Consider the following 1,441-nt stretch of genomic DNA (forward strand, 5'->3'; position numbering starts at 1 on the left):
CCGGCACCCATATCTCGACGTGGTGCAGCGTTCCAGTGGTGGCCTTGTCGTTCATGCCGCGATCCCTTCTGGGCGTTCGACGAGCTTGCCGTTGACGAAGGTGGCACCGGCACGGACCAGGGCGACCAGATGGGGCGCGTTCACGGCACGCCATCGCGTCTGGGCCGACTCGATCAGCTTGAATGCCATCGCCAGCCCGGCCGCCCGCGAGCCCGGCCCCTTGGTGACCTTGGTGCGGTGCCGGACCGTGGCGAAGGTCGACTCGATGGGGTTGGTCGTGCGCAGGTGGATCCAGTGCTCGGCCGGAAAATCGTAGAACGCCAGCAGTTCCTCAACATCGTCCGTGACCTTGGCCACCGCCTTGCCGTACTTGGCGACGTAGGCGGCCCGGAACGCCTCCACCGCCGCCAGCGCGTGCGTCTTGTCCTCGGCGTTCCAGATCTCCGCCAGCGCCTTCCTCGCTCCCGGATGTGTGGATTTCGGCAGGGCCCCCAGCACGTTAGCGATCTTGTGAAACCAGCACCTCTGAGCTCTGGTCTGCGGAAACACCCCGCCCAGCGCGCCCCAGAAGCCCAGCGCCCCATCCGCGACGGCCAGCACCGGCGCGCGCATCCCCCTGCGTTTGCAGTCGCGCAAGAGGTCCGCCCAGGACTCGGTGGACTCGCGGTAGCCGTCGGCCAGCGCGATGAGCTCCTTGCGGCCGTCGGCGCGCACGCCGATCATCACCAGCAGGCACAGGCGCTGCTCCTCCAGGCGGACGTTGACGTGGATGCCGTCGGCCCACACATAGACGTAGTCCACGTTCGACAGGTCACGGGTCGCGAACGCGCGCTGCTCGGACTTCCACTGCTCGGTCAGCTTCGTGATCACCGACGCCGACAGCCCCGAGGTCGAGCCGAGGAACTGCCCCAGCGCGGCGGTGAAGTCGCCCGAGGACAGGCCGTGCAGGTACAGCAGCGGCAGCACCTCGGTCACCTTGGGGGTCTTGCGGCACCACGGCGGCAGGATGGACGAGGAGAACCGCCGGCGCTCGCCGGTGACGGGATCGGTGCGCTTGTCGTTGACCCGCGGGGCGCGGACCTCGATCGCGCCGGCCGCGGTCAGGATCTCGCGCGGGGTGTGGGAGCCGTTGCGCACCACCAGGCGGCGGCCGTGCTCATCGCGCTCGTCGGCGAAGGCGGCGATGTAGGCGTCGACCTCGGCCTTCAGCGCCTCGGCGAGCATGCGGCGGGCGCCTTCGCGGACGAGTTCGTCGATCAGCGCGGCGGAGACGAGGCCATCGGTCATGCGACGGTCGCCGTCGGCGGGGTCGGGGACTACGGTGAGCATGGGTGTGCCTTCCCAGCCGACGTTGGCGCGTCGGCCATGCGTGTGAGACCTCAAACGATCACCGGGAAGGTACACCCCTTCCCGGTCGATCCACAGGTCTCTAGCATTGCTC

At 68.8% G+C, this 1,441-nt stretch carries 1 protein-coding gene; it reads right to left on the reverse strand.

Annotation, left to right across the window (positions count from 1 at the left end; all coding sequences use genetic code 11):
- Positions 1-51: 51 nt before the first annotated feature.
- Positions 52-1,329, reverse strand: coding sequence for an IS256 family transposase (locus LDL49_RS56380; protein WP_225303187.1), 1,278 nt, complete (start codon positions 1,327-1,329; stop codon positions 52-54).
- Positions 1,330-1,441: the final 112 nt, after the last annotated feature.

The sequence above is a fragment of the Nonomuraea aurantiaca genome (genome assembly GCF_020215705.1).
GTDB classification, from domain to species: domain Bacteria; phylum Actinomycetota; class Actinomycetes; order Streptosporangiales; family Streptosporangiaceae; genus Nonomuraea; species Nonomuraea aurantiaca.